The organism is Exilispira thermophila (assembly GCF_055389015.1).
Map to the genome: position 1 here is coordinate 2,875,101 of NZ_AP042476.1, position 22,030 is coordinate 2,897,130.

19 protein-coding genes are annotated in these 22,030 nt (G+C 24.4%); 18 read left to right on the top strand and 1 reads right to left on the bottom strand.

Features of this window, described 5'->3' with window-relative positions; genetic code table 11:
• Positions 1-21: 21 nt before the first annotated feature.
• From ACZ5EC_RS12265 to ACZ5EC_RS12280, 4 genes are all read left to right on the top strand, one after another.
• The gene (locus ACZ5EC_RS12265) at positions 22-744 is read left to right on the top strand and encodes a thioesterase II family protein (protein WP_464302769.1); all 723 of its coding nucleotides are present in this window, start codon (positions 22-24) and stop codon (positions 742-744) included.
• A gap of 8 nt (positions 745-752) precedes the next feature.
• Positions 753-1,088 carry a hypothetical protein gene (locus ACZ5EC_RS12270; protein WP_464302770.1) on the top strand — a complete coding sequence of 112 codons (336 nt, stop codon included), beginning with the start codon at positions 753-755 and terminating at the stop codon, positions 1,086-1,088.
• Complete coding sequence (locus ACZ5EC_RS12275) at positions 1,085-2,752, top strand: IS1182 family transposase (RefSeq protein ID WP_464301953.1); 1,668 nt, start codon at positions 1,085-1,087, stop codon at positions 2,750-2,752. The genes ACZ5EC_RS12270 and ACZ5EC_RS12275 overlap by 4 nt, the downstream gene beginning before the upstream one ends.
• Positions 2,753-2,849: 97 nt before the next feature.
• Entirely contained in the window at positions 2,850-3,221 is a 372-nt protein-coding gene (locus ACZ5EC_RS12280) for a 4'-phosphopantetheinyl transferase superfamily protein (RefSeq protein ID WP_464304167.1), read from the top strand.
• Here ACZ5EC_RS12280 and ACZ5EC_RS12285 read toward each other — a convergent pair.
• Positions 3,190-5,472 carry a hypothetical protein gene (locus ACZ5EC_RS12285; RefSeq protein ID WP_464302771.1) on the bottom strand — a complete coding sequence of 761 codons (2,283 nt, stop codon included), beginning with the start codon at positions 5,470-5,472 and terminating at the stop codon, positions 3,190-3,192. The genes ACZ5EC_RS12280 and ACZ5EC_RS12285 overlap by 32 nt on opposite strands.
• A 533-nt stretch (positions 5,473-6,005) precedes the next feature.
• Here ACZ5EC_RS12285 and glgP point away from each other — a divergent pair.
• The 14 genes from glgP (at position 6,006) to ACZ5EC_RS12355 (ending at position 22,025) form a co-directional block, all read left to right on the top strand.
• Positions 6,006-7,616: an alpha-glucan family phosphorylase gene (gene glgP / locus ACZ5EC_RS12290; protein ID WP_464302772.1), complete on the top strand. Its 1,611-nt coding sequence runs from the start codon at positions 6,006-6,008 to the stop codon at positions 7,614-7,616.
• A gap of 76 nt (positions 7,617-7,692) precedes the next feature.
• The gene (locus ACZ5EC_RS12295; protein ID WP_464302773.1) at positions 7,693-8,889 is read left to right on the top strand and encodes a response regulator; all 1,197 of its coding nucleotides are present in this window, start codon (positions 7,693-7,695) and stop codon (positions 8,887-8,889) included.
• A gap of 103 nt (positions 8,890-8,992) precedes the next feature.
• Entirely contained in the window at positions 8,993-9,784 is a 792-nt protein-coding gene (gene fliP / locus ACZ5EC_RS12300; RefSeq protein WP_464302774.1) for a flagellar type III secretion system pore protein FliP, read from the top strand.
• Positions 9,785-9,848: 64 nt separating this feature from the next.
• The gene (fliQ, locus tag ACZ5EC_RS12305) at positions 9,849-10,118 is read left to right on the top strand and encodes a flagellar biosynthesis protein FliQ (protein ID WP_464302775.1); all 270 of its coding nucleotides are present in this window, start codon (positions 9,849-9,851) and stop codon (positions 10,116-10,118) included.
• 9 nt (positions 10,119-10,127) lie between these two features.
• On the top strand, positions 10,128-10,913 hold the full coding sequence (fliR, locus tag ACZ5EC_RS12310) for a flagellar biosynthetic protein FliR (protein ID WP_464302776.1): 786 nt from the start codon (positions 10,128-10,130) through the stop codon (positions 10,911-10,913).
• A 220-nt stretch (positions 10,914-11,133) separates the two neighbouring features.
• Positions 11,134-12,285, top strand: coding sequence for a flagellar biosynthesis protein FlhB (flhB, locus tag ACZ5EC_RS12315; protein WP_464302777.1), 1,152 nt, complete (start codon positions 11,134-11,136; stop codon positions 12,283-12,285).
• A complete protein-coding gene (gene flhA / locus ACZ5EC_RS12320) occupies positions 12,278-14,362 on the top strand; it encodes a flagellar biosynthesis protein FlhA (protein ID WP_464302778.1) in 2,085 nt (694 codons plus the stop codon). The genes flhB and flhA overlap by 8 nt, the downstream gene beginning before the upstream one ends.
• 8 nt (positions 14,363-14,370) lie before the next feature.
• On the top strand, positions 14,371-15,540 hold the full coding sequence (locus ACZ5EC_RS12325; protein WP_464302779.1) for a flagellar biosynthesis protein FlhF: 1,170 nt from the start codon (positions 14,371-14,373) through the stop codon (positions 15,538-15,540).
• Positions 15,533-16,393, top strand: coding sequence for a MinD/ParA family protein (locus tag ACZ5EC_RS12330; RefSeq protein WP_464302780.1), 861 nt, complete (start codon positions 15,533-15,535; stop codon positions 16,391-16,393). The genes ACZ5EC_RS12325 and ACZ5EC_RS12330 overlap by 8 nt, the downstream gene beginning before the upstream one ends.
• A 54-nt stretch (positions 16,394-16,447) precedes the next feature.
• The gene (locus ACZ5EC_RS12335) at positions 16,448-17,242 is read left to right on the top strand and encodes a hypothetical protein (RefSeq protein ID WP_464302781.1); all 795 of its coding nucleotides are present in this window, start codon (positions 16,448-16,450) and stop codon (positions 17,240-17,242) included.
• Between the two features lie 156 nt (positions 17,243-17,398).
• The gene (locus ACZ5EC_RS12340) at positions 17,399-18,490 is read left to right on the top strand and encodes a DUF4899 domain-containing protein (RefSeq protein WP_464302782.1); all 1,092 of its coding nucleotides are present in this window, start codon (positions 17,399-17,401) and stop codon (positions 18,488-18,490) included.
• A 255-nt stretch (positions 18,491-18,745) separates the two neighbouring features.
• On the top strand, positions 18,746-19,540 hold the full coding sequence (whiG, locus tag ACZ5EC_RS12345; RefSeq protein ID WP_464302783.1) for an RNA polymerase sigma factor WhiG: 795 nt from the start codon (positions 18,746-18,748) through the stop codon (positions 19,538-19,540).
• A gap of 143 nt (positions 19,541-19,683) precedes the next feature.
• On the top strand, positions 19,684-21,657 hold the full coding sequence (locus tag ACZ5EC_RS12350) for a FapA family protein (RefSeq protein WP_464302784.1): 1,974 nt from the start codon (positions 19,684-19,686) through the stop codon (positions 21,655-21,657).
• A 65-nt stretch (positions 21,658-21,722) separates the two neighbouring features.
• Positions 21,723-22,025 (top strand): hypothetical protein, encoded by a 303-nt coding sequence (locus tag ACZ5EC_RS12355; RefSeq protein WP_464302785.1) that lies wholly within the window; start codon positions 21,723-21,725, stop codon positions 22,023-22,025.
• The last annotated feature ends 5 nt before the right edge of the window (positions 22,026-22,030 follow it).

Genomic DNA, 22,030 nt, shown 5'->3' on the forward strand with positions numbered 1-22,030 from the left:
AAGTAAAAAAGGAGATTTTAAATGAATGAAAATAAAAAAGTAAAGTTGTTCTGTATTCCTTATTCAGGTGGCTATGCTAATATCTTCAATAAATGGAAAAAATATTTAATTCCTTCAATTGAGCTTTATCCATTAGAATTATCTGGAAGAGGAAAAAGAAATAGAGAGCCACTCTATAAAAGCTTTGAAGAAGCTGTTAATGATATTTATTATATAATAAAAGAAAATCTTTCAAGTAATGATGAATATATATTGTTCGGGCATAGTTTAGGAGGATTATTAGCATATGAGATTTATTACAAATTAGAATCTTTTAATAAACCAAAACACATATATATATCAGGTGTGAATCCACCTCATTATGAAGTTGAAAAAAAAATAAAAGATTTATCTAAAATTGAATTCATAAATTATTTAAAAAAACTTGGTGGAATTTCCAAAGAGTTATTAAGTAATAAGGAAATAATTGATTTTTTTTTGCCAATTATTCGATCCGATCTTGAAATTTATGAGAATTACAAATACAACAAGAATCGAACACCTTTAGAAATTGATATTTCTGTTTTTTATGGAACAGATGATTTTTTAGTTAATTTATGGCAAGAATGGAAAAATTATACTAATGGGAAATGTTATTTTTATCAATTTGATGGGAATCATTTTTTTCTAAATAGTAATTTTATTGAAATTTGTGATATTATTAATAATCTGGTAACAAAAAAAAACATTATTAGAGAATTTTGAGAATAATAATGGTAAAAATTTATTCATTAAATATTTATGAAATAATGTCTAATATTAAGATTGATAAATTATTGAGTTTTGTTTCAAAAGAAAAAGTAAAAAAAATAAAAAGTTATTTAAAATTGTCAGATGCTTATAGAAGTTTACTTGGAGAAATACTTATTCGCTTTATAATTTCAAAAAATTTTAATCTGGAATATTTTAAAATTCATTTTATTTATAACAAATTTGGAAAACCTTTAATTAAAAATTTTGATAATTTTAATTTTAATATTTGGGGTTGTCTCAAAACTTGGGGACAACCTCTTTTTTTTTACAAATTATTTGCTATAATTGAATTATGAAAAAGAGAAGAACAAAAGTACATAATAAGGTAGTATTTAAAAGATATATACAGGATGAACCACTATTATTTCCAGAAAGATTAGAAGAATATATACCAGAAAATGATATAGTAAGAATAGTAAATGATTTAATAGAAAATATGGATTTAAATTTTCTTTACAGAAGCTATAAAGGAGGAGGTAGAAGTAGTTATCATCCGAAGATGCTTTTAAAGGTAATAGTTTATGCTTATACCCAGAAAATATATTCATCAAGGAAGATAGCCAAAGCATTAAGAGAGAATATATATTTCATGTGGTTAAGTGGGAAGAATTATCCAGATTTCAGGACAATAAACAAATTCAGGAAAGAGAAGTTAGGAAGACATTTGGAAGAAATATTCAGTATATTATTATCCTATTTATATGAAACAGGTTATGTAGATTTAAACAATTATTTTTTAGATGGGACAAAAATAGAAGCTAATGCGAATAAATATAGTTTTGTATGGTCAAAGAGCATAAAAAATTACAAAAAGAAGCTTAAAGAAAATGTAAAGAAATTATTAAAAGAGATAGATTATTTAAATGAAGAAGAAGATAGATATTATGAAGAAAAAGAGTCTGAAGAATCTAAAGGTAAAAAGGAAGTATTAGATTCAGAGAAACTAAAAAAGATAGCAAAAGAATTAGAAGAAGTATTGAAAGAAGGAGGAGAAGATAAAAAGGATAAAAAGAGCAAACAATTAAAAAAAAGTATTAAGAAGTTAAAACAGGATTATATACCAAGATTAGAAAGATATGAAGAGCAGGAAAAGAAATTTAAAGGACGTAATAGTTATTCTAAGACAGATGAAGAAGCTACATTTATGAGGATGAAAGAAGATGCAATGTTAAATGGTCAATTAAAAGCAGGCTATAATGTACAGATAGGCACACAAAATCAATTTATATTGTGGTATAGTATCCATCAAGATAGATCAGATACAAACACCTTAATCCCTCATTTAGAAAGTTTAATATCAAAGACAGGGAGAAAACCAACAAATTTAATAACTGATGCAGGATATGGTTCTACTTATAATTATTTATATTTAAAAAGGAGAGGAATAAATAATTATGTTAAATATTCAGGATATTTTAAAGAAAGTAAAAGAAGTTTTAAAAAGGATAAATTAAACAGACAGAATTGGAAATATGATGAGTCAAAAGATTGTTTTATATGTGCAAATGGGAAAGAATTAAAATATGTTTATACTGCAAGATCTACAAAAAGGAAGAAATTAGAATTATACAAAGTATATTCAACAAATGGATGTAAAGGCTGTATTTATCAGGATAGGTGTAGTAAAGGAAAACCTTACAAGAATATATGGGTAAATCCAGTATTTTTAAAATTAAAATCAGAAGTTAAATCGAATTTATCAACATTAATGGGACAGGAGTTATCATTTAGAAGGAAGATAGAAGTTGAGACCGTATTTGGAGATATTAAACACAATATGGGATTCAGGAGATTTATGTTAAGAGGAATAAATAATGTAAAAATAGAATGGGGATTAATAAGTATAGCACATAATATTAGAAAGTTGTTTAAACTAAATAAAGGAAAAATTTTACCTTATTTTTTATATTTATTAAATAATTCATTTGAAAATTCTTTTATTTTTTCCTTTAATTTATAAATTTTTATATTTTTATTTTTTTTAAAAAAAAGGACTGCCTTAAGATCTAAGACAGCCCCTTGTTTGTGCTATATCAAATAAAATTGTAGGTATAGATATTGAATTAATAAAAAAAATAGATTTAACAATAGCTGAATATTATTATTCAGAGATAGAAAACTGCTATATAAATAAAGATATTGGAACAAAATTAGAAAAATTTTATGATATATGGACATTAAAAGAGAGCTTTATTAAAGCAATTGGAATGGGATTATATATGCCTTTAAATAAATTTTCTATTTATATAGATAACAAAAAAATTATGGTTTTAAATTATAAAAAACAAGCTATCAAAGTAAAGTTGGAATTATTTAACTTTGAGAATAAATATAGATTAGCTGTTTGTACAACTGAAAATGAAATTGATAAAAAGATAAGATTAATAAATAGCACTTCTATTTTTGAATTTTTAAATTATTGTAAATAATTATTGCTTTACTATATCTTAAAAATGGGAATATTAAAGGTTTTTTAGTTAGGTTTAAAAATTCTTCAGTGATATTTTTATTTTTATTTATTTTTTTAAAATTTTCAAAAATGTACTTTTTTTTATTATTAAGCCATGATATGTAGGTTGAAAAATAATTTTTAGTAAAATCAGAAATTATTGAAAAATTAGAAAATATAAAGAATAAATTTTCTTTGTTAAATAATATTCTGTCATTTTTGAAAGTTTTGTTCTTTTTTGTTTTTCTTTTGTGAATCTCAATAATAAGTTTTTTATAGAGTTTTGAATAAAAAATATATTCGTTAAGATATTTTATTTTAGAAATAATTCCAGAATCTATGGTAATAAATTTGTTTAAAAGTGAATAATTATTTTGTTCAAGGTAGATTTTTAAAACATCTTTTTTATTTTTTAGAAAATCTAAATTGGTTATATCAGAATGATTTATTTTGTTATTTTTATTTAAGAATAGATTTATTTTTTGTAAAGAATCATTTTTACACTTCAAAAATTGTGAATACAATTCTTTTAATTCTTTTTCTAGTTTGCTAAATAAAAAATCTGAATAAATATAAAATTGAATTAATAGGTCAAATAATTTTATATTTTTAAATTTTTTTATGTTTTTGATTGGTTCTTTATTAATTTCAAATTTATTTGTATTTTCCAGGTTAAATTTTTTTAAAAAAATAAATATTTTATCAAAAAGCTCATTTTTGTTAGAAATACTAAGATATTTGAAAAACAAACTGTCAGATTTTACTTTTAATAAAAATGAGGAAATAGTCATATTTAAAAAATCAACATTGTTATTATTTATAATTAAAAGAAAAAATAAATAAAGAAAAAGTAATCCTTCAAAAATATTATTTTCAAAACTATCATTAAATATAAATAATAAATTATAAAACAAAGCATTAGTATAATCTTCCATAATTAATAATGAATCAATATGTCTTTCTAAAAAATTATTTAAAGTTAAATTGTCTGGAATATTTTGTTCAAGTTTCCTTTTATATTTTGATATAAGGATTTTAAGTATTTGCTTATTATTTTGAAAAATATATAATTTTTGATAATATTTAAATAACATCAATTCTTTATTAGGGTCTTCGATTTTATTTATTTTATCTATTAAATTTTTAAGAGATTTACTATCACCAAATCTACAAATAAAAAGATATAGATCTTCATAAAGATATACTTTATATTTTGATTCATAAACAATTATCTTTTCAAGAAATCTATTAAAGAATAAAAATTGATTGTACCAACCTAATTGTAAATATGTATTGTTTTGAAATAAAAAAAGAAGTACAATAAAATAAAAAAGTTTATTATGAGAAGAATGAATTGATAAGCGTTTTAATAATTTTTTTTTATTTTTTTCTGATGTATAAAGAAAAAAAGAATTAAACAAAGAGTAACTAGCTACAAGTCCTTTTATGTAATATCCTTTAATAAAAAAATAATTAGTAAGAACTGAAAGATAAAAAAGTCTTAATGTTTTTGATTTTCTTTTATTGTTGGTTTTTAAGTATTTAAAATATTCTAAAAATACTGGAAAAATTTTGTCATAATTTTTCAGGGAAAAATGATAAGTTACAAGATTAATTATTAAATCTTCTTTTTCATGCATTGAAAGTTTAAAATGAAAAATTAATTTATAACATGTTTCATAGTCTTTTAATTTATAATAATAAGAATAACAATAATTTAAAATTCTTGAAGATTTCCTTCTTCCCAATTTAAGTTTAATAAAGTTTGAACTTCGTTTTAAAAAATTATTTTCAAGTTTTAATATTTGTTTTTGACATAAGAAGGTTATACTACAAATTAAAAATTTTTCATTTTTATTATAAACATAAAACATATCTTTGAGGGTGTTGAAAGGAGAATATATTTTACCAATAAAATTAAATATGTATAAAATGTAAGTAATGTATAATTTTTTTTCTCTACCAAGTTTAAAACTTTGTAGATATAGTAATAATTTTTCTTCAGAAATTCCTTCCATCTGAAATAAAATAAAATTAAGTATTTTATTTTCTAAAGTAATAATATCATAATTTGTATAAATTTGTTTTTTATTTAAAATTCGTTTAAGAGTTTTTTCAGACAATTTAGTAATTTCAGATAATTTAGTATATGATAATGAATATTTTTCTTTTATTTTGATGATATTTTCAATGGTTTTTGAAAAAAATTCAATTTTTTGTCTTTTCCCCATATGAGTATTAATAACCTTATAACTTATACTTATAAAGATTATAATACAAATTTATAGATTATCAAATAATAGTGAAATATTGTTATAAAAAATGAATAAATATTAAAATATATTGTAATTAGTCAGTATTTTTTTATTTTTGTAAAAGTTATAGAAAATTAGTTATATTCCAATGAGATAAAAGTAATGTTTATTTAAAAATTCATAAAATATTAAATTTTATTTTATTTAGATTTTGTTACAATTTTTAACTTTCTTTAGTGTAATATGGATTAGGATTAGATTGAGCATAAATCTTTTTAACTGAATAAAGTAGATTAAATGTTTAATATATATAAAATAATAATCAATATAAAAAAATAAAGGAAAATTAACTATAATCAAGAAAATAAAATTAAAATTAAATATCAATTCAAATTTGAAGAGAACTATTAAAATTAAAAATAAAATTTATACAAATTAATATTGACACTTTAATAATGATTAATAAATTAAGAAAAACATATAACAAATAAAAATAATAGAGGTAAAAAATGAAGAATGAACCTTTAGTTGCATATTTTTGCATGGAATATGGTTTAAGATCTGATATTAAACTTTATGCAGGTGGTCTTGGTATTCTTGCAGGTGATTATTTAAAAGGTGCAAAAGATTTAAACTTGCCAATTATTGGAATTGGTTTGAAGTGGAAACAGGGATATACTGATCAAATAGTTATTAATGGAGAACCTGTTGATACATATCCAATTTATAAATATGACAATATGGAAGATCTTGGTATAAAAATTGAGGTGGAAATCAGGGGGCATAAAGTATTTGCTAAAGCTTGGAAAGTTGAGAATTTTGGAAATAATCCAATTTATCTATTAGATACTGATATTGAAGATAATAATGGAGAAGATAGGTGGATAACTGGGCAACTTTATGGGTGGTTTAAAGAAGAAAGAATAGCACAGGAAATGATACTTGGTATAGGTGGGGTTAAACTTTTAAGAACATTGGGTATATCCCCTGATGTATATCATTTTAATGAAGGACATGCTGTTTTTGCTGGATTGGAGCTATTAAAAGAACAAATAAATAATGGTTTATCTTTTTCTAAAGCAATGGAAAAAGTGAAAAACAAAATTGTTTTTACAACTCATACACCTGTGATTCAGGGTAATGAGTCACATAATTTAAATATTTTAGAATACATGGGAGCTTTTAATGGTTTATCAAAAAAACAGATGATTGAAATTGGTGGAGATCCATTTAATATGACTGTTGCTGCTTTAAGATTAGCAAAAATTTCAAATGCTGTATCAAAACTTCATGGTGTTACTGCAAATAAAATGTGGAAAAATATAAAACCTAGAAGCAAAATTATAAGTATTACAAATGGAATCCATATTAAAACATGGGTAGATGAAAGGATTTTAAATTCATATAGAACTAAAAAAGATTTAATGAAAACTCATAAAATACTAAAAAAAGAATTAATTGATTTTGTTTACAAAAAGAAAGGGGTAAAATTAAAAGAAAATAAACTTTTAATTGGGTTTGCAAGAAGAGCTGTACCTTACAAAAGATCAAATTTAATTTTTCTAAAAGAGGATTTAATTAATCCATTATTGGAAAAAGGTGATATTCAGATTATTTTTTCAGGAAAAGCTCATCCTTTTGATGATAATGGTAAAAAAATTATAAAAGACCTTTTAGAAAAAGAAAAGCAATTCCAAAATTCAGTTATTTATCTTGAAAACTATGATATGGAAATTGGTAGATATTTAACTCGAGGTGTAGATGTATGGTTAAATAATCCTCGAAGGCCAATGGAAGCTTCAGGTACCTCTGGAATGAAATCAGCAATGAATGGTGTTTTAAATTTATCTATCCTAGATGGATGGTGGGATGAAGCATGTATAGATGGTGAAAATGGATGGCAGTTTGGAAATGGATTTGAAAGCGATGATATTGAAGCTCAAGATAAAAATGATTTAGAAGAGTTATATGAAGTTTTGATGAACAAAGTCATTCCTACATTTTATAAAAATAGTGAAAAATGGGAAAAAATGATGTATAAAAGTATAGAAACAACCATAGATTATTTTAATATAAAAAGAACTATTGAGGAATATTATGAACTAATGTATAAAATTTAATTAATGTTAAAGAAAAAGATTGAAAATTTGAAAATTGTTGTTATAATTTATAAAATAATTAATAAAAGAATAATTTATGAAGAAGATTAATGTTTTAATAGTGGATGATGAAAATATTAATAGAACTATATTAATTAAAGCTCTATCTAATATTGAAAATATAAATATTTATGAAGCTGAAAATGGGAAACAAGCACTTGATATTGTTAATAACCGGAATATTTCTTTAATTTTGCTTGATATTATTATGCCAGTTATGGATGGTTTCGAATTCCTTGAAAATATGAAAAAAATATCACTTTTAAAATCAATACCAATTATTGTTATTTCAGCTTTGGATGATTACCAATCTATTTATAAAGCTTTAAAAATGGGGTGTTGGGATTATTTTACTAAACCTCTTCTTGAAGATGTGGTTAATAAAATTTTACCTATTAAAATCAAAAATATTTTAACATACAAAAATGCTATAGAACAGATAAAAACTATTAACGAAGATCTGGAAAAGAAAATTAAAGTTTCAACTCAACAACTAATCCATTCTGATAGGCTTATTTCTCTGGGAATTTTAACAGGACAAATTGTTCATGAAATTAATACCCCTGTTACTTATTTAAAAGGTAATAATGGTCTTTTATATGATTTATTAAAATTACTCTTTACTTCACTTGAAAATAAATATAAAGATATAAATACAATAAATATTAAAAATATTAAATATTATGATTTTAAAAAAAATATTTTAAAATTATTAGAATCTTCAACTATTGGTATTGAAAAAATTATTGAAATAATTGAAACTTTTCGTAATTTTGTTAAAAAAGATACATCTAAAAATGATAGAGTAGATTTAAATCATTTAATTGAAAAATCACTTGAGATTACAAAAAATTTTACACAAAACAGGATAAAAATAGTAAAAAAATTAAATAAAATTCCTTTAATTAACGGAAATCCACAGAAAATAGAGCAGGTCTTTACTAATTTAATAATTAATGCAAGCCAGGCTATAGAAGGTAAAGGTACAATAATCTTAGAAACTTTTAGTGATGCAAAATATATCTATTTTAAAATCACTGATACAGGGATTGGAATAGAAAAAGATAAACTTGATAAAATATTTGACCTTTTTTATACAACTAAAGAATCAGGAACAGGATTTGGGTTATTTATAATAAAAGAAGTCTTAAAAGAATTAAATGCTGAAATAACTGTTGATTCAGTGGTCAATAGAGGAGCAACTTTTACTATAAAATTCCCAATAAATAGTTAAAACATAGTAAATAACTTAAAATTAGTATTGACAAGTTTTAAAACTATTTTATATTTTTTATAAATTGATATTTTCCATTTTTCTTCATTATAGGGAGGGGGAATTGAAGCGCTTTCTCAAGGTTTTATATGTCTCAAAAAGAATATATTTTTTATTAGTTATTATATTTTTGCTTTTTTTTATTTCTACTTCAATATTTGCTCAGGATAATAATCTCCCTATCCCTAATGTAAATATTAATTTAAATCAAGCTAAAAACCCAAGACAGGTTGCTAATTCATTAGAAATTTTGTTACTTATTTCTTTGTTATCATTAGCACCATCTCTTATAATTTCATTAACTTCATATGTTAGACTTATTATTGTTTTTGATTTTATAAAAAGAGGATTGGGAACTCAACAAATGCCACCTACACAGGTTATGGCAGGTTTAGCTTTGTTTTTAACTGTAATGATTATGATGCCTACATTTAAACAAATAAATGAAAATGCAATTCAACCTTATATGGATGGGAAAATTTCTTTGAATCAATTATATTATGATGGTGTAAAACCATTAAGAAATTTTATGTTTAAACAAACAAGACCAAATGATATTGCACTTTTTTTAAAAACTGCAAATTTACCAAGACCGAGAACAACTGATGATGTACCTACTTATGTTTTAGTTCCTTCATTTATTTTATCTGAATTAAGGACAGCTTTTAGTATGGGTATTTTAATAATGTTACCTTTTATGATTATAGATATGATAGTTTCTGCTACTCTTATGTCAATGGGTATGATAATGTTACCTCCAGTAATGATTTCTTTACCCATTAAAATCATAGTGTTTGTACTTGTTGATGGGTGGGGATTAATTGTAGGTAATCTTGTTAAATCATTTGGAGGGTGATTTTAGTAGAATTATAATTATTGTTATTTTTTAAATATTTTTCTGAAATTTTTGGAGGGGAAAATTGGATCTTGGAACTGTATTGGATATAATGAGAAATTCAGTATACAATATGTTACTGATTTCAGCACCTATATTGTTAGCATCTTTAATTGTAGGGTTGTTTGTATCAATTTTACAGGCTACTACACAAATTCAAGAACAAACTTTAACTTTTGTACCTAAAATTGTTGCTATATTTGGTACTATTATTTTTTTAGGTCCATGGATATTAAAAAAACTTATTGATTTTACAACATATTTATTTAATTTGATTCCCTATATGATTAAGTAGGAAAGTAAGATGGTACAATTTTATTCTAAACAAATTTTTCCTATATTTCTTTTAATCTTAGTAAGAATAGTTGGTTTGACAGTATCATCACCAATATTTTCTTCTTCATTGATTCCAAGAAGAGTAATATTATTATTATCTTTTACTTTTTCAATTGTTATTTACTCAATGGTATATAAGAATTATAAAGGGATAAATTTACCAGATACAACATATAAATATATACTCTATATAGTTAATGAATTTTTAATAGGGGTTTCAATTGGTTTATTTATAAACATAATATTTACATCTTTTCAGCTTGCAGCACAGTTTTTTTCTTTTCAAATGGGATTGGGTATTTCTCAAGTAGTAGATCCATTATCAGAAATTCAAGCTCCTGTTATGGCTCAACTTTTTTCAATATTTGCTACATTTGTGTTTATTTCAATAAATGGTTTAGAATATATCATTGTTGCTATTAGAAGGTCATTTGACATTGTGGGTTTTGTAAATGTTACTACTAAAACTGCTTATATGTATCCTGATGTAGTTAAACTTATAAAGGATTTTTTTATTATTGCTTTACAAATTGCAATTCCAATTATGGCTACTCTTTTGATTGTAAACATAATTTTGGGTATCATTTCAAAGTTTGCTCCACAAATTAATATATTTATGATTGGATTAAATATAGAAGTTATTGTAGGTTTTATTATTTTACTAATGTATATTCCATTTTTAACTGGATTAACAAAAACTATTTTTGATAATATGTTTATCAATATATTGAAATGGATAAATTTATTAGCATGATTTATTTATTATTTTTAGTATTAAAAAAAAGATTAAATAAATTTAATGAGTAGGAAAAACAATCAAGAATATAATAAAAATAACATGATATAAATAAAAGTATGTAAACATAATAAAAAAAGTGCATGTTATAAATAGCTAAAGTGTGCAAAAGACAAAATAATTTGCTTAAAGCAAATAAATAAAATAAAGAATAATAAATTAAAGAAATTTAGAAAATATGGAATTTTTAGGTTTAAAATTAAAGAATGAAATTTTGACTTATGAATTTGATTTACAATTTTTTGCAGCTGAGGATGAAGGGAGAACTGAACTTCCTACAGAAAGAAAAAAACAGGAAGCAAGAAAAGAGGGAAGAGTATTAAAATCTCAGGATATTGTATCGTTGTTTGTTGTAGTTTCTGGTTTTACAGCTTTGTTTTTTTCTTTACCTTTTATTTCAGATCATATAGTTAATATTTTTAGATATTATTTTCAAAATGATTTAGTTGTTAATGAAAATAATTTTAGAACAATTTTTTTATATGGAGTAAAAGAGTTCTTTTTAATTTTATTACCGATTGCAGCAACAACTTTAATTGTTGGAATAGCAGCAAATATAGCTCAGGTAGGATTTTTGTTTGTTCCAAAACTTATATCACCCAATTTAAAAAAAATTATTCCAAATTTTTCAGAATATTTTAAGAGGATTTTTGGTAGAAGAGGGATAATTGGTTTTGTAAAGTCACTTATTTTAGTGTTTGGAGCTTTATCTATTTTGTTTTTTTCATTAAATGGAAATATATTTAAAATGTTGCAATCTTCGGGTCAGAATTTGCAAACAACAATAATGTTTTTTTATTCATTGATAAAGAGTTTAATATTAAAAATTGGGATTTTAATAATTTTAATGGTATTAATAGATTATTTTTATCAAAGATGGGAGTATATTGATTCTTTAAAGATGAGTAAAGAGGAATTGAAAAGGGAAATCATTGAACAGGAAGGTCATCCAGAGATTAAGAGTGCTTTGCAAAAGAAAAGGCAGGAGATATTAAAAAGAAAATCCTTATCTAATGTTAAAGAAGCTGATGTAGTTATAACAAACCCAACACACATAGCAGTTGCTTTGAAATATGAAATGGGAATTGATGATGCTCCAAAAGTTGTTGCAAAAGGTCAGGATTTAATGGCTCAAAAAATTAAGGAAATTGCTAGAGATAATGATATACTTATATATGAGAATAAACCTTTAGCACGGGAACTTTATAAAAGAGTTGATATTGGAGATCTTATCCCATATGACCTTTTTGCTGCTGTTGCAGATATTTTAAGTATTGTTTATAAAAAGAAAAAAAGTTTTCAAGATGATTGGAGTATATTAAATGGCTGATACATTAAGAACCAATACATTTAGTAAGATTTTAAAATCGCCTGATTTTATGATAGCAATTGGTGTTTTAACTATAGTAGTTATGTTAATTATACCTTTACCAACTTTTATGCTTGATTTTTTTATGAGTTTATCTATAGCTATCTCTTTGTTAGTAATGTTACTTGTTCTTTTTTCAAAAAGTCCATTGGATCTGTCAATTTTTCCAACATTGTTATTAATTTTAACATTATTTCGACTAGCATTAAATGTATCATCTACAAGGCTTATTCTTTTACAGGGTCCATCATTTAATGGGCATCTTATTAAAGCTTTTGGTAACTTTGTTGTAAAGGGAAATTATGTAATTGGTTTAATAATATTTATAATTTTAATTGCAGTACAGTATCTTGTAATTTCAAGAGGTACTACTAGAGTATCAGAAGTTGCTGCAAGATTTGCTTTAGATTCTATGCCAGGAAAACAGATGGCTATTGATTCGGATTTGGCAGCAGGTTTAATAACTGAACAAGAAGCAATAAGAAAGAGGTTAGAGTTACAACAGGAAGCTGATTTCTATGGTAATATGGATGGTGCTTCTAAATTCATTTCTGGTGATGTTATGGTAGGAATTTTTATTACACTTGTTAACTCAATTGGTGGTATTCTTATTGGTATTCTTTCATTTAAATTAAATGCAACTGAAGCTGCAAAAACTTTTGTTTTATTAACAGTTGGTGATGGATTGGTTTCGCAAATTCCATCAATTTTAAATGCAACTGCTGCTGGTATTATTGTAACAAGATCAGTAGCAGATGACACAATTGGTAAAAGTATTCAAAAAGAGGTTAACAAAAGTTCTAAACCTTTATGGATATTAACAGCAACATTATTTATATTTGCTTTTTTCCCTGGATTTCCTACTTTAGCATTTTTAATGTTAAGTGCATTATTTGGTAGCCTTGCTTATTTTTTAACTAAAAAAGAGAAAACAGGGATACTTGAAAAAGAAGAAAAAGCTAAAACTGAAGAAGAAGAGACACAACCACAAACTGTTAGTAAACTTACTCCAATAGAACCAATTGCCCTGGAAATTGGATATGCATTAATTCCCCTTGTAGATAAGTCTCAAGGCGGAGATTTATTTGATAGAATTAGAAATGTTAGAAATCAAATAGCTTATGAATATGGAATGATAGTTCCAACAATAGTAGTTAGAGATTCATTGAAATTAGATTCTGACCAATATTCTATTAAAATACATGGAGTAGAAGTTGCAACCTGGAAAGTATATCCTGATAAATTACTTGCAATAAACCCTGGAGCTGTTTCTTCTGAAATTGAAGGGGAGAAAGTAGAAGAACCTTCATATAATTTACCTGCAGTATGGATTGACTATAAAGATAAAGATAAAGCTGAAAGTTTTGGTTATACAGTAATTGATGCAGCTACTGTAATTATAACACATTTAACTGAAACTTTACTCAAAAATGTTGATTCTTTACTTGGTAGAGAGGAAGTAAAAAAGATTATTGATTCTGTTAGAGAAGAGTTCCCAACAATAGTTTCTGAGGTTGAAAAGTCAGTAAATTATGGATTTATTCAAAAAGTACTACAAAATTTGTTACTTGAAAAAGTTTCTATTAGAAATATATCAACAATATTAGAAACTATTGCAGATTATGGGAAAGATGTAACCAATCCTGAAGTTGTGGTTGAATTTATTAGACAGAGATTAAAAAATCAGATATGTAAACAATATGTTGATGAAAATAATAAATTAAATGTTTATACATTGAATTCTTCTTTAGAAAATTACCTTGCTGATGAATTTGAAAAAGTTGAGAGAACAAATGTCACATCAATCAATCCAGAGTTTTTAAACAAATTGATTAATATAGTAATTGATAAAGAAAAAGAATGCTATCAAAAAGGGTATGAATACTTTATAATTTTAGTTTCTTCAAGATTAAGAAGACACTTAAAAAATCTTTTAAAGGGATTAATACCAAAAACAATATTTTTATCATTTGATGAAATATCGCCTTTTGTTGATTTAAATTATATTGATGAAATAAATGCAAATTTTAATGCTTAGGGGGAATCATGAACTACTTTATTGTTGAGGGAAAAAGTTTAAAAGAAGTTAGAGAACAATTAAGAATAAAATATGGGAATGATGTATATATTATTAATGTAAAACAAGAAAAAAGAGGATTTTTAAAAAAACAAAACTGGTATGTTGTTACTGCTGGATTGTCTGATAATGCTAGGAAAAAGATAAAAAAAACTATAGAAACTAAAAAAAATATAAATGAAAATTATCTTTTAAATTCAGGTGCAGTAAATAATTCTATTGAAAAACCAAAAATGAACGAAAATAAGAAAAAAGAAAATCTTGAAACTACTGATGAAGAGCTTAAAAAGAAACTTGAAGTAATGGAAGAGAAGATTGATAAATTGTTAAATAAAAAGGAAATAAAAGAATCATCTTTAGTAGATAAATATCTTGATTCTCTTGAAAATTTAGAATTTTCTAAAGAATATATAAAATATTTAAAGAAAAATTTAAAAAAGGAGCTTACATTTGAGGAAGCTTCTGATATTAATATAATTAAAGAGAAAACATATGAAAAAATAATGAAAAATATAGAAATTGATGAGAAAAATAAAGTAAAAAAAGGAGATGTAATTGTTTTAGTTGGACCAACAGGGGTTGGGAAAACAACAACTTTAGTAAAAATTGCAACTCAATTTAGAGTTTATAGTGATATGTCTATGAAATTTTTAACAATTGATCAATATAAAATTGGTGCTGTAGATCACCTTTCAAATTATGCTAATATATTAAAAGTACAGTGTGAGGTGATACATAGCAAAGATGAGTTTATAAAAAATATAATTGATGATACAGATCTTATTTTTGTTGATACTTTGGGGACATCTCAAAAAGATAATTCTCATCTAGCTATTATCAAAGATAGGATAGATGTGAAAAAGAAAAATTTAAAAATATATTTAACAATTTCGGCAACAACAAAGTATAATGATATTCTGGATATTATGGAGAGGTTTAAATTTTTAAATTATAATAAAATAATAGTGACAAAATTAGATGAAACAAATTATATAGGTTCAGTTATTTCAGCTTTATGGAAAAACAAGTATCCTATTGCATATATGACTAATGGACAGGAAGTTGTAGATACTCTTATTGAACCTGATAAAAAGTATGTTATGGATTTATTATTCCAGGAGGAAAAGGTCTATGATTGATCAGGCTGAAAAATTAAGAAAATTAATGGAACAAAAGTCTCAATCCCCAATAAAAACAAAAACAAAGGTAATTGCAGTAGCTTCTGGTAAAGGGGGAGTAGGGAAAACAAATTTTGCTGTTAATTTAGCTATTGCATATTCTAAATTAGGGAAAAAAGTTATTGTAATGGATGCAGATTTAGGTCTTGCAAATGTGAATATAATTCTAGGGATAATTCCAACAGCAAATCTTTATCAAGTATTTAAAAATAAGAAGAAATTTAAAGATATTGTGCTTGATACACCATACGGGATTAAAATAATAGCAGGTGCATCAGGATTTTCTCAACTTGCCAACCTTACTGATGAGCAAAGAGAGTATTTTGTAAATTCTTTAGCTGATTTAGATTGGGCAGATATAATTATAATTGACACAGGTGCAGGTGTTTCAAACAATGTTTTGTCATTTATTTTAGGTTCTGATGAAACAATTATTGTTACGACACCTGAAACAACAGCAATAACTGATGCATATGGTATTATTAAATCGATTTATTCACTTGAAAAGGATATAATAATAAAACTTGTTGTTAATAGAGTTAAATCAATTTATGAAGGCCGAAAAGTAGCTGATAGAATAATTAATATTGCTTTTCAATTTTTATCAATAAAAGTTGAAAACTTAGGTTTTATAATGGAAGATCCTTTTGTAGAAAAAGCGGTTAAATTACAAAAACCATTTTATGTTTTAAATCCAAAATGTAAAGCATCTATAGGTCTGGAACATGTGTTATCTCAACTGGAACATATAAATGTTGTCGAGGGTAAGGGGATTACAGGTTTTTTAAAGAAATTTTTTAGCTATTATGGTTAAAGGATATTTGAAATTTTTGAATATTAATTTTTTTATTGGTATATTTTTAATATTATGGAAAAAAAATATTTTGTAATAATTTTTTTAGCTGTGTTTGGATTTATTTTTTCCCTGATAGCCTCTTTAGTAGCTTCTGTTTCTGTAAAAACTTTATTATTAAGAGCATTGATATCAATGTTAGTAATGGGAGGTTTAGGAGCAGTATTTGTTTTTTTAGATAATTATTTAAATACTAAAGAAAATTCTAATTTAAAAGAAAATGTTGATGAAAATCTAGATTATAAAGATATTTTTAAAAAAAGTCAGGAGCAAACATCTTCTTTATCTGAGGAAAATGAAATTGAAAATCCAATTAATGAAGAAATTAAAGAAGATGAGGAAAATGAAGAATTAAGTGAAGAAGAAGATGAAATTGAGCTAGGCAAAATAGATGAAAAAATTATTGAAAAAGATATAGTTGAAGATTTAACTTCAAATGGAGAAGAAGAAAAAATATCAGACAATATAGTTAATAAAACAATTGAAAATAACAAGGAAACTATTGATGATAAAAATGATATATTAAGCGATTTAGAAAAAGAAGTCAAAGGAAAAAAAAAAGAAATTAGTTTAAATAAAGGATTATCTGCTCCTGAAACAATTATTAAAGATAAGGATATTGATTTAAAAAAAGTAGAAAAAGAAAAAGGTTCTATTTCTACCTTTTCAACTGAAGCAGTTTCCAGTGGAGGTATAGAAAGAGTTGATGATAAATATATCTATTTAAATAATAATAAGAAAATTGAAAATAATCCTGAAAAGATTGCTAAAGTAATAAAAGGACTTTTGAATGAAGAACATGAAAAATAGTTGGATAATTTTATCTTTTGAGATATAATTTAAGCAGTAAAATTTAAAATAATATTAAATATTTTTTAAATAAATAAAACAAAAATATGATTAAAATAAATTAAATATTAAATATGATATAAAATTTAAATAAAATATAAACAAAGGTATAGGAAAATGAATAATTCAAAAATTCAGCAACTTGTAAGTGAAACAGGATGTGATGAGCAACTTGCCAAACTATTACTAATATTTACAGGCGGAGATATTGAAGCTTCAAAAAAAATAATTAATTCTATTGATAAAGATATATTTATAATTAAAGGGAAATTTGTATGTAATAATATTTTAAAATTTGGAATATTTTTAGTATTTTACAATAAAAAAAGTGGTAAAATTGAAAGAAGTGAATTTTTTATTTCAAACAATAAAAATATATTAAATATAAATATTAATTCCAGATGGAATGAGATAATTGAAAATACTAAAGAGATAATACAAAATATTAGTGAAGATGAAAGTGAAGAGGAAATCAATAATCATTTTAGAGATGAATTATCAAAAGTTGAGTTTGTTGATTTTTTAGAAAAGGTTTCTAAAAACTATGATAAAAATAAAAATTTATTGATAAAAGCTTTTAGTAATATCGTTTCTAATTTAACTGCTGATGTTAACATTTCTGTAAAAGTAGAGAAAGAGGAAATTGATATATTTGAGTTTGGTAAGGGGATTAAAGATTTAGATGAATTAAATAAGATTGAAAATGAATATGATGAGGATAAGGAAAATGAATCAGAAATACATAGTGATACTAAAATAGGTTCCGAATATCAATTAATTACTTTAGAGTGTGAACCCCAGTATGCACCTATAAATGGTTTTTCTATTTCAAACTTTTTACCAGGTGATTCAATAAAAGTAAAAATAATAGATGATTCAGATATTGGAAATTATATTGCCAAACTTTTACATGGAATAGATGAAGATGGTAACAAGGTTCCCTTAAGTGCAACAATTACAAATATAGAAAAACTTGATGAAGAGTTATTAAAAATAATGGTAGAGTTTGGCCCTGGTATTTATGGAAAATTGATTGTTGGGAATGATGTAAAAGTTGAAGGTGAATACCAATATAATGAAGAGAGGGAAAAGAAAAAAAAATCTTCTAAGCAAATGAATAAAAAAGGGTTTAAAATTTCTACTTCATTTTTATTGGCCTTAATTGGAGGGTTAATTGTAGCTTTTATTCTTTTATTATTAATTTTATAAATTGATTTATATTAACTTTTTAATTATTTGTTTATTTTTTTTAAATAAGTTGTTTTTTATTTAGTAGAGATTTTATTTAGTAGGAAAAAATAATTAAAGTTTATTTTAATAACTATTATAAATAATTAAAATTATAGTAATAATAAAAATAAATATTTATAATAAATCTATATTTATAAAATAGATATAAACAGGTATTATTGAATAAATTATATTATAATTATTATATTTAAAAACAATTTCAGGGAGGGGTTAGTGTTTGAAGATAAAACTGAAGAAGAGTTATGGATTGAGTATAAGAAAACAAAAAATGAGCAAATAAGGGAGCATTTTGTTAAAAAATATGCACCTTTAGTAAAACATATAGCTGGAAAAGTAGCTTTTAAATTACAAGGAGCTGTAGAATTTGATGATTTAATGGGATATGGTGCTATAGGTTTACTTGATGCTATAGAGAAATATGATCCATACAAAAAAATTAAGTTTAATACATATGCTACGACAAGAATTCGTGGAGCTATTTATGATGAATTGAGAAATCTGGATTGGATTCCAAGGACAATTAGACATAAAACAAAGTTGCTTGAAGAAGCAATTTATAAAATTGAAGAGAGAAAAGGAAGTTCAGCCACTGATGAAGAAATAGCTGCAGAACTAGGAGTTACATTAAAAGAGCTACAGCAGATGTATCTTGATGTAAATGGTACTGTTATAATGTCCTTACATGATGTTTATACAAAACAAAACAAAGATAATGAATCAATTGAATTTATTAATACAATTGAATCCCCATCACATAAAAATCCTGATTCGATTTCTGAAAAAGAGGAGATTGTTAAGGTTTTAGCTAATGCAATTAAACAACTACCTGATAAAGAACAAAAAGTATTAATTTTATATTATTATGAAGAGTTAACTTTAAAAGAAATAGGACAGGTTTTAAATATAACTGAATCAAGAGTTTCTCAACTTCACACAAAAGCTATTTTCAGGTTAAAAACAAAAATAACAAGGCATCTAAATTATGAAACTGGAAAAAATAAAAAATAAAAAGACTAAGTTAAAATATCATTCTATTTTTTAGTTTCATTCAAAAGTTTTACATTATCAATAATTTAAAAATAATTGATATTTTTGTTTTATTTACCTATAATAAAAGAAAGAACTATAATAATTTTAAGCAGGGTCTATATATGGATAAACTAAAAAATATGTTGAAATCATTAAATTTAGGAAGAGAAAGTAAAAAAATAGAAATACAAGCTTATTCTTTAGACAAAGCAATTTCTGAAGGGTGTAAAAAATTAAATGCAACTATTGATGAGATAGAATATGAAGTTTTAGAATATGGTTCAAAAGGTGTATTTGGATTAAATAAAAAACCATATAAAATTTTAATATATAAAGTAATAAAAGAGGAAGAAATTACTGAGAAAGAAGAGGAATTTGCACTTGAAGAGAATTTGTCAGTAGAACCTGTTGTTGACCCTGATGGTAAATTTTTTGTTATTCTATCAAGAGAAGGTGTAATGCTAAAGGTAGTTCCACCAAAATCTTCAGATGGAATAAAAATTAAATATAAAGATGTTATAAATTATTTAAAATCTAAAGGTATAACAGAATATGATGATAAATTGGTTAAAACAGTTGTTTCAAAACAAGAAAATATGTATGTATCAATAGGTCCTTTTAATGGGATTGAAGAAAGTTCTGCTAAAGCTCAAATCTCAATCTCTTCTGATGAAATGAAAGCAACTATTGTTGTTTATCCCCCAAAAGCTAATGGTTTTGAATACTTGCCTCATGAAATTAAGGAGTTATTGGATGCAAATGGGGTTATTAATGGAATTTTAGATGATGAAATTGAAAGAATATGTGATGAAAAAATATATTATAAACAAATTACAGTAGCTAAAGGTAAGAAAGCAAAAGATGGTGAAGATGCTAAATTAAAATATTATTTCGATATGGAGCAGATAAGAAATGCTGCTCAAAATATAATTAAAACAAATAAATATGATATAAAAAATCTATCAAAAAAAATTATCAATGTTATAAAGGGAGATTTGCTTGTTGAGAAAATTCCTTATTCTTTGGGAGAAGACGGGTTTACAGTTACTGGTAAGGTATTAAAAGCAAAACCAGGTAAAGATAGAAAAATTCCAGCAGGAGAAAATACAATATTGTCTGAAGATGGATTACAATTAAGAGCTGCTATAGATGGGCATGTATTTCAAAAAAGGGGAAGGATTCATGTTGAACCTGTAAAACATATTCAAGGAAATGTTAATATTAAAGTTGGTAATATTGTATTTGTTGGTTCTGTAGTTGTTCATGGTTCAGTAGAAGATGGTATGTCTGTAAAAGCTAAAGGAAATATTGAAGTCAGAGGAAGTGTCGGAAAAGCCGAATTGGTATCTGATGCAGACATTTATATAGCACAAGGTATTGCAGGTAAAACTGATGCATATATAAAAGCTTCAGGTAATATTTTTGCAAAATTTGTAGAGAATGCGAATGTTTTTGCTGGTAAATCTGTAATTGTTGATGATCATCTTTTGCATTCAAATGTAGAAGCAAATGAATACATAGTTTGTTTTGGAAGACGTGCACAAATTGCTGGTGGGAGAACATGTGCAGGTTTTGAGATTAATACCAGAACATTAGGTGCTATATCTTACACTGATACAATTGCAGAAGTTGGGATTTTCCCTGAAATTAGAAAAGAGTTTGAATCATTGACTGACCAGGTGTATAAATCAATGGATAAGATTGACGATTTAAAAAGAGATATAACAACTCTTGAAGTTCAGAAAAAGGGTAGAAAAAATTGGACTGAAGAAAAAGAAAAGATGTTAATGGAAAAACAGGAAACCTTAAATCAACTTGAAGAAGCAATAAAAAACATGAATGAAAGAAGAAATGAATTGCAAGAATCAATAAATGAAGCTAAAATTGATGGACGAGTTTGTGTTAAAACAGTTGTTTATCCAGGTGTAATAATTAAAACTACGAATAGTGAATTTGAAGTTACCAATGAATTAAGAACAGGTACCTTCTATGAAAAAGATGGTGAAATAAAAATAGGTCCATATGAAGCTGCTAAACTTGATAAGAAATATTTTGATAAAAGAATGTTATCATTAAGAGGAAAATTAACAAAATAAATATTAATTAGGTTAATTAAAATCATTATATTTTAGTTTTATAAAAGGTTATAAAAGGGTACCAAATGCCTATAAGACCAATTGATTTTCAGAATATGCTTGCTAGAATTAATTTTATGTCTAAAAGAGTATCAAATGTAATAACAAGAAAAGAGGAAACTGAGAAGATTAAAGATAAAAAATTAAAACAAGAAGCAGTAACTAAAAAAAAAGAGATTGAAAGTATAAAGAAAATTATTGAGCAAGGAAATAAAATTCAGAAAATATTAGGAGAAACCCCTTATAAAAAGGGAAACCAGCACAAAAAGAAAAATCATTACTATCAAAATTTATCTGATGATGAACACCATTTTGAAGAAAAAATATAAGGGTT

Coding starts and splice junctions, on each gene's coding strand:
- ACZ5EC_RS12265 (WP_464302769.1), top strand. CDS start 22: ATGAATGAAAATAAAAAAGTAAAGTTGTTCTGTATTCCTTATTCAGGT.
- ACZ5EC_RS12270 (WP_464302770.1), top strand. CDS start 753: ATGGTAAAAATTTATTCATTAAATATTTATGAAATAATGTCTAATATT.
- ACZ5EC_RS12275 (WP_464301953.1), top strand. CDS start 1,085: ATGAAAAAGAGAAGAACAAAAGTACATAATAAGGTAGTATTTAAAAGA.
- ACZ5EC_RS12285 (WP_464302771.1), bottom strand. CDS start 5,472: ATGGGGAAAAGACAAAAAATTGAATTTTTTTCAAAAACCATTGAAAAT.
- glgP (WP_464302772.1), top strand. CDS start 6,006: ATGAAGAATGAACCTTTAGTTGCATATTTTTGCATGGAATATGGTTTA.
- ACZ5EC_RS12295 (WP_464302773.1), top strand. CDS start 7,693: ATGAAGAAGATTAATGTTTTAATAGTGGATGATGAAAATATTAATAGA.
- fliR (WP_464302776.1), top strand. CDS start 10,128: ATGGTACAATTTTATTCTAAACAAATTTTTCCTATATTTCTTTTAATC.
- flhB (WP_464302777.1), top strand. CDS start 11,134: ATGGAATTTTTAGGTTTAAAATTAAAGAATGAAATTTTGACTTATGAA.
- flhA (WP_464302778.1), top strand. CDS start 12,278: ATGGCTGATACATTAAGAACCAATACATTTAGTAAGATTTTAAAATCG.
- ACZ5EC_RS12325 (WP_464302779.1), top strand. CDS start 14,371: ATGAACTACTTTATTGTTGAGGGAAAAAGTTTAAAAGAAGTTAGAGAA.
- ACZ5EC_RS12330 (WP_464302780.1), top strand. CDS start 15,533: ATGATTGATCAGGCTGAAAAATTAAGAAAATTAATGGAACAAAAGTCT.
- ACZ5EC_RS12335 (WP_464302781.1), top strand. CDS start 16,448: ATGGAAAAAAAATATTTTGTAATAATTTTTTTAGCTGTGTTTGGATTT.
- ACZ5EC_RS12340 (WP_464302782.1), top strand. CDS start 17,399: ATGAATAATTCAAAAATTCAGCAACTTGTAAGTGAAACAGGATGTGAT.
- ACZ5EC_RS12350 (WP_464302784.1), top strand. CDS start 19,684: ATGGATAAACTAAAAAATATGTTGAAATCATTAAATTTAGGAAGAGAA.
- ACZ5EC_RS12355 (WP_464302785.1), top strand. CDS start 21,723: ATGCCTATAAGACCAATTGATTTTCAGAATATGCTTGCTAGAATTAAT.